The following is a 14,127-nucleotide window of genomic DNA, read 5'->3' as shown; positions in this document are numbered from 1 at the left end:
ACGTGCCGAAACCGGTGGATTTGTTTGACCCGCAGCGCCGCGTACTACCGGTAGGTGCGCACCGGAAATATGCGAAACCGCCGTTTGCAGGCCGTCAGGGCTGAACGTCGATCGGTCCTGAAACCCGAACCGTAATCCGGTCGGGTCAGTCCCGGACCAGCGCACCGCGCGCCACGCCGATCCGTACGATCAGCCCTTCGCGCCGCCAGTCACGTTCGATCGTTCCGCCCAGTTGCTGCTCGATGCTCAATTGCGCCAACCGGGTGCCGAACCCGGTGGTATCGGGTGCGGCCCCGACCGGCGGTCCACCACGCTCGTGCCATTCGATCGACACCGCGTCGTCCACGACCTTCGTCTGGAGCGTCAGCGTTCCGTCGGGCACCGACAACGCGCCATATTTCGCGGCATTCGTCGCCAGTTCGTGAAACACCAGCGCGATCGGCGTCGCGCCGCGATCGTCGATCGCCACGTCGTCTCCCGTCACCTGCCACTGTCCTGCGGCATAGGGGGCAAGCAGTTCGCGCAGGATCGTGTGCAACGTCGCTTCGCCCACCGATGGGCGCGACCGTTCGCTGTGCGGACGCGCGAGGTCATGCGCCGCGCCCAATGCGCCGATCCGTCCCGCCAGATCGTCGGCGAAACCACGTACTTCGGGCATCCGCCGCGCGGACATGCGCACCAGTCCGCTGATGACCGCGAAGATGTTCTTGATGCGGTGGCTGAGTTCGCGGCTAAGGATTTCGTTCTGTTCTGCCGCTCGGCGCGCGGAATCGATGTCGGTGCACGTGCCGATCCACCGGCGTATCGATCCATCGTCGTTGCGCACCGGCAATGCCCGGCCCAATACCCAGCGATAATTGCCGCTGCGATGGCGCAACCGGTATTCGATCTCGTAAGGGTCGCCGGTCGCGAGACTGTGCTGCCAGCGTGCCCATGCCCGCTCACGATCGTCGACGTGGAACATGTCGCTCCATCCTTCGCCATCGGTCGAACCTTCGGCAACGCCGGTGAAACGATACCATTGCGCATTGTAGAATTCGTGGTGGCCATCCGGCCGGGTCGCCCACACCATCTGCGGCATGGCGTTGGTCAGAACGTCCAGTTCCGCACGGGCCGCATCGTGCGCGGTTTCTGCGCGCTGCCGTGCCGCGTCGTCCGCCGCCATCCCGATCCAGCGACCGGCATCGTCGCGGTGCAGCGTCATTTGCAACCGGCGCGGCAATCCGCTGCGGTCGATCAGCGTCGCCGATGTGGTGAAGTCTTCGTTCCCCGTCCGCCATGCGGCCTGCGTTGCCGCGACATCTGCGTCGGCGATCTGTCGCATCCATGGTGCGCCGATCGCGTCCGCGTCCAGTTCGTCGAGCCATCGTCGATTAGCCCATAGCATTCGGCCATCGTCCGCCGTCACCCATGCAAACATGGATACGTCATCGGCGACCTGTAACCAGACGCGGTCGATGGCAGGGGCTGATGGATGCTTCATCGAACAGTCACCGTAGCGAACCTGCATCTTTCGTACGACGTATCAACCGATATCGGATGGATTCGTAACGGGTTCTTCAAGTCGCTGCCGTGTGGCAACGGCGTGCAATCCTTCCCCGAGCCGAGCCAACGCCACGGGGGGATTACATAACCTGCGATAGCGTTACCGGTCATCTGCACCGTGAATTTCATTTTTCGGGGAACAAATGTCGAAAATTAAGCAATACTGGAGCGTAATTCGGTTGACGACTACGATCAGTCGTCGCATGCAACTTATCGATGAAGGAGATATTCATGGCCGAAGACGGTTCCGAACTGAATGCAATCGAGCTTGCCACCGAACTGACGATCGCGTGGTTGAATAATGGTAACAACCGCGTTTCGGCAGAGGATGTTCCGACGTTCCTGCAAACGATGCACGCGACCGTTCTTGGCCTTGCCAACGGTGCGACCGAAACCGAAGCGCCGCAGCCGGCGCAGGACCACGTTCCCGCCGTATCGGTGCGCAAGTCGCTGGCGTCGAAGGATCACATCATTTCGATGATCGACGGCAAGTCGTACAAGACGTTGCGCCGTCATCTTGCCGGTCATGGTCTGACGCCGGAAACCTATCGCGAGCGTTACGGTCTGCGCGCCGATTATCCGATGGTCGCAGAAACCTATTCGCAAAGCCGTCGTGACATGGCCAAGCGGATCGGCCTGGGCCGGAAGGCACGCACCACGTCTGCAGATGATGCGCCCGACGCCGCGGGCGATGCCGGCGAGCCGAAGCGTCGGGGCCGCAAGCCCAAGGTCGTCGTGGAATAAATCCGAACGGCGGGGTGGCGAACGTCGCCCCGCCGGTCAGTCGAGCGCGATCACCGCGTTGCCCTGCCAGACATGGGTGCACAATTGCGCGACGGGCGTGTCGTCGGTCGCAAGCGCCGCGACCGTGACCCATCCCTGTCCGCGCAACCGCGCCGCTGCCGCCCGATCCGTACCGATCGGCAGGAACAGCCGCCGCCGGTCCTGCTCGCCCAATCCCGCATCGAGCAGCGCATCGGCGTAGAGCGAGAATCCGACCGCTGATTCCTCGGTGCCGTTTTCGTGACATACGGCATAGGTGCCGCCGCGCCCGACCTCCCCCAGCACGCCGCGCGCGAACAGCGAAAATCCCAGCCAGCTCTGATATTCGAACCCGTGCCGTTCGGTCGGGTCCAGCGTCATCGCCACCCGCCCGTCGAGCGTGTGCGCGATCGCCTCGATCGAGTCGAGCCGCGACGTCAGCCGTCCCGCGCCATCGGCGGCGCGCAGCCGCGCCAGTGCCGCGTCGAACGGTCCCGCCGCCTCGACCAGCGGCAACCATGCCGGATCGATCGCCGCGACGCGCCCCGCATCCTTGGCATCCAGCGCGTCGATCAGCGCGGCACGCCGGTCGGCCGGCAGGTCGGTCGCGATCGTCGCGACCAGATCGGGCAGGGTGAAGTCGATCGACACGCCGGACACGCCCGCCGCCTGCAACGCCTCGACCGCGACGGTCACGATTTCGGCGGCGGCGGCGACGGTGTCCATGCCGATCAGTTCCGCACCGATCTGGCGCAACGCGCGGCGCGGGGCTAGTTCCGTGGCGCGCAGTTTCATCACCGGGCCGGCATAGGACAGGCGCACCGGGCGGGGATGGTGGCCCATGCGCGTCGCGGCGATCCGGGCGACCTGTGCGGTGATATCGGGACGGATCGCCAGCGTCCGCTGGCTGACCGGATCCACGAAGCGCACCGCATCGGTCGCCGCCGTGCCTTTCAGCCGGCCGGCCAGCGCCGCCTCGAACTCGGCGAGCGGCGGATCGACCTGTTCATAGCCATAGCCATGCGCGATGCCCAGCACCGCGTCCTCGAACCGGCGCAGGCCGTCGGCGGCGGGGGGAAGGCGATCGTGAAACCCTTCGGGAAGCAATCCGGTCATGGGCGGGGTGCGTAGGCGATGGCGGTGGGACGGGCAAGGCCGGCTGCCGCGCGCGGGTCGCCGTTAATCGTGGTCCGGTCCCAGCGTCGGATCGATATCGCGCGGTCGGACGAACTGTACCAGATGCCCGCAGCCATTGTCCGCCGTAGCCCAGTCGCCGTCCAGCTCCAGCACCGCCACGCTGGCGGTCGGAAACTTCTCCTCCACCGCGCCGCGCAACGGATTGCTGTCCGCCGACAACAGCAGCACCAGATCCTCCAGCCCCGGATTATGCCCGACCAGCAATACGCGGTCGGCCCCCGCGGGCAGCGCGCGTACCGCGTCGAGCAACGTCGCGGCCGATGCGAGATACAGCGCCCGGTCGGCATGTGCTTCGGGCAACGGGCCATAGCCGACCGCGAAATGCTCCAGCGTCTGCGCGACCCGCACCGCCGGGCTGACGATCATGTGATCGAACGCGATGCCCATCGTGCGGACATGCGCGCCCATCGCGGTCGCGGCGCGCGCGCCCTTGCGGTTCAGCGGGCGATCGAAATCGCGCAATGCCGGATCGTCCCAGCCGGACTTGGCGTGGCGCAACAGCGTCAACGTCTTCATGCGATCGGCTCCATGGGCAGTGATTCCCCATGCCCCAATCGCTCCTGCAAGGAAAGGGCGCGGGCGACCGCTTCGTCCAGCGTGCAGCGGACGATCGGCGTTCCTTCGGGAAATGCACCCAGCAGGCGGGACGGCATCGCGGCGGACAGCAGCACGAACATGCCCCGGTCGTCGGCGCGGCGGATCAGCCGTCCGAACGCCTGCGCCAGCCGCGCGCGCACCACCCGGTCGTCATACGCACTGCCGCCGCCCGCCAGCCGCCGCGCGGCATGCAGAACGCCGGGTTTCGGCCACGGCACCCCTTCCATCACCACCAATCGCAGCGAATGCCCGGGTACGTCGACACCATCGCGCAGCGCGTCGGTGCCCATCAGCGACGCGCGGGGATCGTCGCGAAAGATATCGACCAGCGTGCCGGTATCGATCGGATCGACATGCTGGGCGAACAGCGGCAGTCCGTCGCGCGCCAGCCGGTCGGCGATCCGCGCATGCACCCCGCGCAGTCGCCGGATCGCGGTGAACAGCCCCAGCGTCCCCCCGCCCGCCGCCACGATCAGCCGGCCATAGGCGTTGGCGAGCCCCGGCAGGTCGCCACGCTTCACGTCGGTGACGATCACCACCTCTGCCTGCGTCGCATAGGAAAACGGGCTGACCGCTTCGAAATGGACGGGCGGGCGCATCAGGTGCGGCGCGCCGCTCCGGGCGTCGGCCACACTCCAGTCGCCGCCGGCGCGCAGCGTCGCCGACGTCACCAGAACGCCATGCGCGGGTTTCAGCACGGTTTCGGCGAACGGCCTGCTGGGGTCGAGCCAGTGGCGATGCAGCCCGACATCATATTCGCGCCCCTCCATCCGATCCACCGCCAGCCAGTCGACGAAATCGGGGTCGGCCGGCCCGCCGATCCGGGCGAGCAGCCGCGACCATGCACCGACGGTTTCGGCGCGCCAGCCGAGCGACGCGATCGCCCCTTCGACCCGCGCCCGTGCCGGCCCGTCCATCCAGTCGGGCGCTTCGGTCAGCACCGCCTCCAACCGCTTGCCCAGCGCTACCAGCGGACGCAGCAGGGCGTCCAGCGCCTGCGCGGCCGGACCGGCTGCCTCGACCAGTTCGGGCGGCGGTTCGGCGAGTTCGGTTTCCAGCCCGTATCCCGCCTCGCCATCCTTCGCGCGCGCGAACACCGCTCCGCGCACCGCCCCCAGCAGCGTTTCCAGCGGGCCGAACGGTGCGCCTTCCTGCACCCGCGCCAGCCAGCCGTCGGCGGGCAGCGCGCGTGCCGCTTCGACCGCCGCCGCCACCGCCTCGCCCCCCGCCGCGTCGTAACTGGCGACGTCGGACAGACGGGCGGCAAGCCCGCGACGACGGCCGCGCCCGCCGCCTTCCGGTCCCAGCACCCAGCGGCGGATCTCGATCGACTCCGCCCCGGTCAGCGCGGCGGAAAACATCGCGTCGGCCGCGTCGAACAGGTGATGTCCCTCGTCGAACACATAGCGGGTCGGGCGGGTGCCCGTTTCCCGGCCGCGCGCGGCGTTGACCATGACCAGCGCATGGTTGGCGATGACGATATCCGCCTGCGCCGACGCGCGTGCGGCGCGTTCGATGAAGCATTTCCGGTAATGCGGACACCCGGCATAGATGCATTCGCCGCGCCGGTCGGTCAGCGCGGTCGACCCGTTGCGGCGGAACAGCGTCGGCAACCATCCCGGCAGGTCGCCGCCGACCATGTCGCCATCCGCGCTATAGGCGGCCCAGCGCGCGACCAGATGCGCCAGCACCGCGGCCCGTCCCTGAAACCCGCCCTGCAACGCGTCTTCCAGATTGAGCAGGCACAGATAATTCTCGCGCCCCTTGCGAGTCACTATGCGGGTCCGCCGTTCGACCGGATCGGGGAACAGGCGTTCGGTTTCCGCCGCCAACTGGCGTTGCAGCGCCTTGGTAAAGGTCGATACCCATACCGCGCCGTCGGCGCGTTCGGACCACAGCGAAGCCGGGGCAAGATAGCCCAGCGTCTTGCCGATCCCCGTCCCTGCCTCCGCCAGCACCAGATTGGGTGTATCGCGGGCGGCGCGGGGGGCAAAAGCGTCGGCGGCGGCGGTGGCATAGGCGCGTTGTCCCGGACGCGGCTCTGCGGTCGCCCCGGTCAGCCGTGCCAGCCGCTCCGCCACCGCATCGCTGGGCATCGTCACGGTGCGCGGGCTGCTCCGCGCGGGGACTTCCTCCCATTCGGGCAGCTTCGCGAACAGCCAGCGTTCGGCAGTCGCGGGCTTCGGCAGCACCTGTCCCAGCGCGGGCGCCCATGGCCAGCGCAACCGGAACAGCGATTGCGCGGCGGTCCATGCGCCTTCCTGTTCGGGCCATGGCGCGGACGCGGTCGCGATCAGTTTCGTCGCCGCCCTGCGCAGCATTGCCGCGATCCCGCTTTCCTCGGTCGGCAGGGTCAGGTCTAGTATCTGCGTCAGCCCCTTCGGCGTCGGCACCGCGAACCGCGCCGGATGCACGAACGCAAACAGTTCCAGCAGATCCAGCCCCGACAGTTCGGCGTAGCCCAACCGCTGCCCGACCATCGCCGCGTTCATGACGATCGTCGGGGTGTCCGCGACCTGTGCGATCGCTTCGCCCCGGCCGATACGCCGCGTGCCGGCGTCATCGGCGATCCAGATGCCCGAATGGCTGGCGTGGAGAGCGGGATAGGGCAGCATCACCCTTCCTTATCGCGACCTAGAGAAGAACGGAAGCCGAACGCCGGTCGCGCTGCCCCTTCTATCCGCGACTATTCCCCGATTTTCGCGCGCTGTCGGTCGGCCCAGTCGCGGCCTTCGTCGCCGCCCCACAACAGCCATGCGACATATCCCGCCGATGGGTCGTCGTCGTTGCCCCATTCGTGCGCTTTCGTATCCTTGTCGACGTCGTGGCGCGCGAAATAGCTGTGCATCGACTTCACGTCGTCGTCCGACATCGGTCCGCCATCCACGATCTGCTTCGCGCGGGCCACGCCCACGTCCGTCCCGCCGCGATCGAATTTCTCGCGCAGTTCAAGACCCTTCTTCGCGTTGGCCGCCATCTTCTGCGTGGGTTTATGCTCGCCGACCATCATCGTCTCCGCTGCAAGGGAAGGCGGTCAACCCATCGGACGGGCGCTGCGTTCCCTTACCACAACACATCGCGATCGGGCTTCATCGGCGCGGGCGCGGGATCGCCGATCGCCTGCAACAGGTCGATCTCGATCGTGCGGCACATTGCGGTCAGCGGCACGTCGTGGACGGTATTGGCGAACGGATCGGTCAGATCCTCGCCGATCTGCAACACTGCAAGGAACATCAGCCCCGCGATGCCCGATCCCAGCGGCGTCGCGATACCCAGCGTTTCGACAAGCCCGATCGGCAACAGGATACAGAACAGCCGGGTGAACAGCGTCGGAAAGAACCGGTACTGGTTGGGCAGCGGCGTATTCTTGATCCGCTCCATCCCGCCCTGCGCATTGGCGATATCGATCAGCACGCTTTCGAGGCTGGACTGTTGCAGGTCGTTCAGCCACCCGCGCCGGTGCGCCTCCGCGATCCGCTGTCCGGTGCCATCGAGCAGTCCGTTGGCCACGTTGGTGCGGCCCAACGGCTCTCCCGCTTCCTCGCGCGACAGGAACCGATGGACTTCGGCTTCGGGATCCTGTCGGCGCAACTGGTTGCGGAGCGCCTGGACATAGGCGATCTGCCGCAGCACGATCGAACGCTTCAGGTCACGCTTCTCGCCGTCGTCCTCGGGACCGATGAACGCGATGATCCCGCGCGCCAGATTGCGCGATGCGTTGATCATCGCACCCCACAACACGCGGCCTTCCCACCAGCGCTGATACGCCGAATTGTCGCGAAACCCGAGGAACAGCGCCAGTGCCGAACCGAACAGCGTCAACGGCAGCGTCGGCGCGTGGAACGGCAGCATGAAATAGACGACGGTGACGAGGACGTCCCAGACGAACAGGGCGATCAGCGGTTTCCACACCTCGGCAATGATCCTGGTGTAGCGTGGGGTAGCGGTGATGATCATGCGCGGTGCGGTACGCACGGAACATGGCATGGTTGCGGCGCAACATGTGGAAATTTCGGTAGCGATTGCCTATCACGATCGGATGATCGACCCTATTATCCGCGATGCCGCAATGGTTTCAAAGGCTTGGCCCTATGAAGAGGCGCGCAAGCTGTTGAAGCGTTTTCCCGACGGAAAACCCGGTGGCGCACCCGTCCTGTTCGAAACCGGCTATGGCCCGTCGGGCCTGCCGCATATCGGCACGTTCAACGAAGTGCTGCGCACGACGATGGTCCGCCGCGCGTTCATGGAACTGTCGGACCAGCCGACGCGGCTGATCGCGTTTTCGGACGATATGGACGGGCTGCGCAAGGTGCCCGACAACGTGCCGAACCACGCTATGCTGACCGAACATCTCGGCAAGCCATTGAGCGACGTGCCCGATCCGTTCGGCACGCATGCCAGTTTCGCAGCGCACAACAATGCGCGGCTGCGAGGCTTCCTCGACCAGTATGGCTTCGATTATGAATTCGTGTCGTCGACCGACTATTATCGCGGCGGACGGTTCGACGACGCGCTGAAGGGTGTGTTGCGCCACTATCAGGCGATTCTCGACATCATGTTGCCGACGTTGGGGGCGGAACGGCGCGCGACCTATTCCCCGGTGCTGCCGGTCAGCCCGACGACGGGCATCGTGTTGCAGGTGCCGGTCGAGGTGATCGACGCCGATGCCGGGATCGTCGCGTTCGTCGATGGCGATACCCGGATCGAGCATTCGATCCTCGGCGGCGGGGCCAAGCTGCAATGGAAGGTCGACTGGGCGATGCGCTGGGTCGCGCTGGGCGTCGATTACGAGATGGCGGGCAAGGATCTGATCGATTCGGTGACGCAGTCGTCGAAGATCGCACGCGTGCTGGGTGCGCGTCCGCCCGAGGGGTTCAATTATGAGATGTTCCTCGACGAACATGGTCAGAAGATCAGCAAGTCGAAGGGCAATGGCCTCAGCCTCGAACAATGGCTGACCTATGGGCCGCAGGAAAGCCTCGCCTTCTACGCCTATCGCGAACCCAAAAAGGCCAAGCAACTGCATCTGGGCGTGATCCCGCGCGCGATCGATGAGTACTGGCAGTTTCGCGGCAACTATGCCGCACAGCCGGTCGAACAGCGGCTGGGCAATCCGGTCCACCACATCCATGGGGGCGAACCTCCCGCCGAAACCTTGCCGGTGACGTTCGGCCTGTTGCTCAATCTGGTCGGGGTGATGGGGGAAGCGAGCAAGGTGCAGGTGTGGGGCTATCTTGCCAATTATGTCGCCGACGCGTCGCCCGAACGCTATCCCGCGCTCGACGCCCTGATCGACCATGCGCTGGCGTTCGTCCGTGACGTAGCCGAAAAGCCCGAACGTCGCGCACCGACCGATGTGGAGCGCGCCGCGCTCGAACGGCTCGATGCCGATCTGGCCGCGATGCCCGCCGATGCGTCGGCGGAGGATATCCAGAACGCAGTGTACGAGATCGGCAAAACCGGCGGGTTCGAATCGCTGCGCGACTGGTTCAAGGCGCTGTACGAAACGCTGCTCGGCACCGCGCAGGGGCCGCGCATGGGCAGCTTCATCGCGCTGTACGGCATCGACAATTCGCGACGTCTGATCGCCGACGCGCTGGCGCGGTAGGCAACGTAAGGGTCGGATTATGTAGCGTCATCCCAGCCTGCGCTGGGATGACGTTCGTTGGGGATGCGGCCTCGGGGATTCGGGCGGACCGCCTCTATTTCCGCTCTTCGTAGAACCGCTTGACCACCGCCCAGCCCTCTTCCGCCGTCTCGACGAAGGTGATGAGATCGAGATCGCGGGCGGAGATCACGCCTTCCTCGACCAGCGCGTCCCAGTTGACGACCCGTTCCCAGAACTCGCGACCGTAGAACAGCACCGGCATCGGCGCGATCTTGCCGGTCTGGATCAGTGTCAGCAGCTCGAAGCTTTCGTCGAACGTGCCGAACCCGCCGGGGAACACCGCCACCGCCCGCGCACGCAGCAGGAAGTGCATCTTGCGCAGCGCGAAATAGTGGAACTGCATCGACAGCGCCGGGGTAACATAGGGATTAGGCGCCTGTTCGTGCGGCAGGACGATGTTCAGCCCAATTGATTCGGCCCCCGCTTCGTTCGCGCCGCGGTTCGCCGCCTCCATGATCGACGGCCCGCCGCCCGAACACACGACGAAATGACGTTTGCCGCCGACATCGTTGGGAAACTGGCTGGCATGGAATGCCAGCTCGCGCGCCACGTCGTAATAATGCGACTTGGCGATCATCCGTTCGGCGATGGCGCGCGATGCGTCGTCCTGCGCCAGTTCGAGCAGCGCTTGCGCCTTGTCGGGTTCGGGAATGCGCGCCGACCCGTAGATTACGAAGGTCGAGGCGATGTTCGCTTCATCCAGCAACAGCGACGGCTTCAACAGCTCCAACTGGAACCGCACCGGGCGCAGGTCGTCGCGCAACAGGAACTCCATGTCCTGAAACGCCAGACGATAGGCGGGGTGTTCGGTCTGCGGCGTCGAAAGCTGCGAACGCGCGCTTTCGGCTTCCTGCTTGGCCCCGCGGAACACGCGGGACGGTACTTTGGTATCGGTCATAGACGAATGGCTTGTAAGCCCCGCGGCGGGATGCGGCAAGCATGGCGGCGCGTCATCGGCAGAAGGATCGCCCGCCCATATCCAGATGCAGGTGGTTGTAATGCGCCGCGTTGTAATCGGGGCCGAGCGTGGTGACGAAGCGTTTGCAGGCAGAGGCGTGGACCGTGCGCAGGAATTGCCGGGCGGCGGGATCATCGCCGTTCCAGTCCCGCTGCACCGATATCCGCCGCCCGTCGGCCAGCACGAACGCGGCGATGTCGACCGCATTGGCCAGTCCGTGCTGCGACAGCCGCCCCGCCGATGCCGCCCCGCCGCCGACGATCGCACGACAGCTATAGGTGCCGAAACTGTCGATGCGCACCACGTCGCTGCCCAGTATCTGGCGGGCGGCGGGGCGGATGCCATATTGGACCCATCCGATCAGTGCCCGTGCCGCAGGACAGCGGATCGCCTTCAGTCCGTTCACCGGTACGCCGATGTCCAGCAATTGCACCGCGCCCTGCACGATACATCCCGACCCGTAATCGCGATCCGGCAGCGGGCTGAACCGTACGCCCGTCCGCGACAGGTCGGCATAGCATTTCTGGGTGTCGCGCGGCGTCGGCCCGGTCAGCGTCACCGGACCCGATGCACGGGGGCGGATCGGGCGGGGCGGCGGATCGTCCTGACTGCCGCCGCCGCCGATACAGGCTGACAGCAACAGGGGCAGCAGCCACAGGGCGGCAAGGCGACGGGTGGCGGACGGCGGCATCGTCTTTCCGTTTCACGCGGTCCGTGCCGGTGCAAGTCGCGATGCGACGGGCAGAGCGTCACGCCCGTTTGGCTACCGGTGTCACAATCCTGTTGATCGTATTGCTTGGTTCTGGATAGGTTCGGTCAACGCATGGCGGGCCCGGTCACGGGGTCGGTTCGTGCCGCCACTCGTCGTTCCCGGCGGGGCCGTTGAAGGAATGCCGCGTGAATATCGTCGTCCGTACCCTTTCCGACCGCGTGTTCGAAATCGTGCGCGAACAGATCGTCCGTGGCGCGCTGCCCGAAGGCCAGCCGATCCGTCAGGATGCGCTGGCCAACGAACTGGGAGTCAGCAAGATTCCGCTGCGCGAGGCGCTGGCCCGGCTGGAGCAGGAAGGGCTGATCGCCAGCCAGGCCAATCGCGGCTATACCGTACGCCCGTTGTCCGCAGGACAGGCGGAAGAGATATACGAGCTGCGCCTGGCGATCGAACCGGATGCGGCGGCGCATTCGGCCGAACGTGCCGACGAACCGGCGCGGGCGCTGACGCTGGCGGCGTTCGAACGGCTGGACGCGGCGGCGCATAACGACCTGCCCGCCGTCGCGGTATGCAACCGCGATTTCCACACCGCGCTGGTCCGCGCGCGCGGGCGTGACCTGACGACCGGCGTGGTCGAACGGCTGGCGGTGCTGGCCGAACGCTATGTCATCACGCATCTTCAGCCCAGCGGGCGCGAAGACCGCGCGCATCTCGAACATCGTCAGATGCTGGACGCGTGGATGGCGCGCGACGGCGCGGCGGTCCGCCTGCTGATGGAACAGCATCTGGTCGCCACGATCATCGACCTGCGCGCACAGTTCGGGATCGTGCGCGGGTAGTTGGGCCGCCGATCCGCGCCGGCCGTGCATCCGTCGGGCGATCCGCATGGAACGGACGCGAACGCTATTCTGCTCCGATCGCCGGTTCGGACGTGTCGCACTGGGCGGGGAAGCAACCGGACCGGTCAACCACCCCTGTCGTCAAATGCCCCGCCGCCGGTACAGGCGGCGGGGCATGGGCGTTACTTCGCCGCCAGACCCCGTACCGCCGCCAGCGTGGTGCGCACATGGTCGGCGGGGTTCATGTCCGAATGGGCAAAGGCGATGCGACCGTCGCGCGCGATGACATAGCTGGTTCGCGTGGTCATCGTGCGCGGCTTTCCGTCCGCCCCGGCGGGACGGTTCAGCGCGACGTCGAACCCGGAGATCACGCGCGGTCCGGCACTCGCCACCGCGAAGCGTCCGGCGCAATGTTCGCTGGAAAACGCCTGCAACCGCTCGATCGGATCGGCGGACATACCAATCACCGTCGCGCCCGCCGCCTTGAACTGGTCGACCGATTCGGCGAACGCCTTCGCCTCCGCATTGCAGCCGCCGGTGAACGCCGCCGGGAAGAAATACAGCACCACCGGCCCCTTGCGCAGTTGCGAGCGGAGATTGAGCGTGAACGCCTTGCCTGCGATCGCCGCACGGGTGGTGAAATCGGGAGCCTTCGCGCCTGGCGCGAGCGCGGCGGATAGCGGTGCGGCGAACGGCAGAGTGATGGCGGCGATAGCGAGCAGGGCGATACGCATCGGAAATGTCCTTCGGAAACCGGTTGCCATGGACCCTAGCAGCTTCGCACGCGCGTACCAGCGGGGGTACGCCGCCGGGCGTTAGCGGGTGAAGGCGACGCCGATCCGCGCGCTGCTGCTGCGTCGGCGAAAATCGTCGATCGCCTCGCCATATCCGGCAAAGCCTTGTCCAAACAGATAGATGCCGGTGCCCCCGCCCAGCCGGACCAACGGGTAGGACGCATAGAGTTCGGCCGCGCGCCGATCGCCGGTCGGGTTGCGCAGCGACGCTTCGACCCGCAAGCCGTCGACCTGCCCGATCGCCGCGCCCAGCGATGCGTTGCCCCAATACCGGTCCAGATCGCGATATCCGGTGCCGACATAGGTCCACAGGCGGGGCGACAGTTCGACCGACCAGCCGCCGCCCACCGGCACCGCGTAACTTCCGCCCAGATAGACGCGATTGACGTCGATCGACCCGATCGGGCCGCGTCCGTTCGAGTCATGCGCATAGCCGACCGCCGCCGTCACGCGCTCGCCGATCGAACGCTGGTAATAGACTTCGGGGCTGTAGTTGGTGCTGCGGAACGGGCCCGACGGTTCGTCGATCGCCCAGAACATCGTCTGCGTCCATGCCAGCCGCACCCCGTCCAGCGCGCCCGCGCCATCGAACGGGCGGAACGCGAGACTGTATTGCAGCTTCGCGCCATCCGACCCGAACCCGAACGCGCCATAGACCGGCTCGTGCGGTTCGAACCGGTCGAGAAAGCCCGATGTCGTTCCCGTCGCCGTCGCTACCCGCGTTTCGCCGCGCCGCGCGGGCACGTCGGCAGGGACAGGGGCAGCGGCTACCACCGGCACGACGCTGGTCCGGTAGCGGATCGTGCGGAACCCGCCCGCCGCGACCGTCACCGCCATCGGTTCGGCCGGCACGATCCGCAGCGCGACGCCGTCCGCGCTCGTTACCGCCAGTTCGGCGGGCGGAACCGTCTGCACCGGGGCGTCGCCTTCGTTCATCACGAACACGTCGATCCCGGCTTCCGCCGCCGCGACACTGGCCGGCGGTTCGGCGACGATGCGGATCTGCGGGGCGGCCAGCGCGAACAGGGTCAGGGACAGCATGTGCGCCACCGTGG

At 66.6% G+C, this 14,127-nt stretch carries 13 protein-coding genes; 3 read left to right on the top strand and 10 right to left on the bottom strand.

Annotation, left to right across the window (positions count from 1 at the left end):
- Window positions 1-145: 145 nt before the first annotated feature.
- Window positions 146-1,483 carry a sensor histidine kinase gene (locus IFT55_RS15830; RefSeq protein ID WP_249403878.1) on the bottom strand — a complete coding sequence of 446 codons (1,338 nt, stop codon included), beginning with the start codon at window positions 1,481-1,483 and terminating at the stop codon, window positions 146-148.
- A 293-nt stretch (window positions 1,484-1,776) separates the two neighbouring features.
- Here IFT55_RS15830 and IFT55_RS15825 point away from each other — a divergent pair, with 293 nt between their 5' ends.
- Entirely contained in the window at window positions 1,777-2,289 is a 513-nt protein-coding gene (locus IFT55_RS15825) for a MucR family transcriptional regulator (protein ID WP_192093322.1), read from the top strand.
- 36 nt (window positions 2,290-2,325) lie between these two features.
- Here the strand turns inward: IFT55_RS15825 and IFT55_RS15820 are convergent, their stop codons facing one another.
- The 5 genes from IFT55_RS15820 to IFT55_RS15800 form a co-directional block, all read right to left on the bottom strand.
- Window positions 2,326-3,423, bottom strand: coding sequence for an ATP phosphoribosyltransferase regulatory subunit (locus tag IFT55_RS15820; protein WP_192093321.1), 1,098 nt, complete (start codon window positions 3,421-3,423; stop codon window positions 2,326-2,328).
- Between the two features lie 63 nt (window positions 3,424-3,486).
- Window positions 3,487-4,020: a SixA phosphatase family protein gene (locus tag IFT55_RS15815; RefSeq protein WP_192093320.1), complete on the bottom strand. Its 534-nt coding sequence runs from the start codon at window positions 4,018-4,020 to the stop codon at window positions 3,487-3,489.
- On the bottom strand, window positions 4,017-6,716 hold the full coding sequence (locus IFT55_RS15810) for an ATP-dependent DNA helicase (protein WP_192093319.1): 2,700 nt from the start codon (window positions 6,714-6,716) through the stop codon (window positions 4,017-4,019). The genes IFT55_RS15815 and IFT55_RS15810 overlap by 4 nt, the downstream gene beginning before the upstream one ends.
- A gap of 71 nt (window positions 6,717-6,787) precedes the next feature.
- The gene (locus IFT55_RS15805) at window positions 6,788-7,108 is read right to left on the bottom strand and encodes a hypothetical protein (protein ID WP_192093318.1); all 321 of its coding nucleotides are present in this window, start codon (window positions 7,106-7,108) and stop codon (window positions 6,788-6,790) included.
- Window positions 7,109-7,164: 56 nt separating this feature from the next.
- Entirely contained in the window at window positions 7,165-8,088 is a 924-nt protein-coding gene (locus IFT55_RS15800; RefSeq protein WP_446740734.1) for a bestrophin family protein, read from the bottom strand.
- A gap of 52 nt (window positions 8,089-8,140) precedes the next feature.
- Here IFT55_RS15800 and IFT55_RS15795 point away from each other — a divergent pair, with 52 nt between their 5' ends.
- On the top strand, window positions 8,141-9,709 hold the full coding sequence (locus IFT55_RS15795; RefSeq protein WP_192093348.1) for a lysine--tRNA ligase: 1,569 nt from the start codon (window positions 8,141-8,143) through the stop codon (window positions 9,707-9,709).
- A 94-nt stretch (window positions 9,710-9,803) separates the two neighbouring features.
- Here IFT55_RS15795 and IFT55_RS15790 read toward each other — a convergent pair whose 3' ends face one another.
- Together IFT55_RS15790 and IFT55_RS15785 are read right to left on the bottom strand one after the other, a co-directional pair.
- Window positions 9,804-10,667: an LOG family protein gene (locus IFT55_RS15790; protein WP_192093316.1), complete on the bottom strand. Its 864-nt coding sequence runs from the start codon at window positions 10,665-10,667 to the stop codon at window positions 9,804-9,806.
- 52 nt (window positions 10,668-10,719) lie between these two features.
- A complete protein-coding gene (locus IFT55_RS15785) occupies window positions 10,720-11,418 on the bottom strand; it encodes an extensin family protein (RefSeq protein ID WP_192093315.1) in 699 nt (232 codons plus the stop codon).
- 206 nt (window positions 11,419-11,624) lie between these two features.
- Here IFT55_RS15785 and IFT55_RS15780 point away from each other — a divergent pair, with 206 nt between their 5' ends.
- Window positions 11,625-12,278, top strand: a complete 654-nt coding sequence (locus IFT55_RS15780; protein ID WP_192093314.1) for an FCD domain-containing protein — start codon at window positions 11,625-11,627, stop codon at window positions 12,276-12,278.
- Between the two features lie 182 nt (window positions 12,279-12,460).
- Here IFT55_RS15780 and IFT55_RS15775 read toward each other — a convergent pair whose 3' ends face one another.
- Both IFT55_RS15775 and IFT55_RS15770 read right to left on the bottom strand, forming a co-directional pair.
- Window positions 12,461-13,012 (bottom strand): peroxiredoxin, encoded by a 552-nt coding sequence (locus IFT55_RS15775; RefSeq protein WP_192093313.1) that lies wholly within the window; start codon window positions 13,010-13,012, stop codon window positions 12,461-12,463.
- A gap of 81 nt (window positions 13,013-13,093) precedes the next feature.
- A complete protein-coding gene (locus IFT55_RS15770; RefSeq protein ID WP_192093312.1) occupies window positions 13,094-14,113 on the bottom strand; it encodes a phospholipase A in 1,020 nt (339 codons plus the stop codon).
- Window positions 14,114-14,127 lie beyond the last annotated feature (14 nt).

The organism is Sphingomonas sp. CFBP 13720 (genome assembly GCF_014842075.1).
GTDB lineage: Bacteria > Pseudomonadota > Alphaproteobacteria > Sphingomonadales > Sphingomonadaceae > Sphingomonas.
Note: the sequence above shows the minus strand (reverse complement) of the source record. Positions and strands in the feature narration are given on the sequence as shown.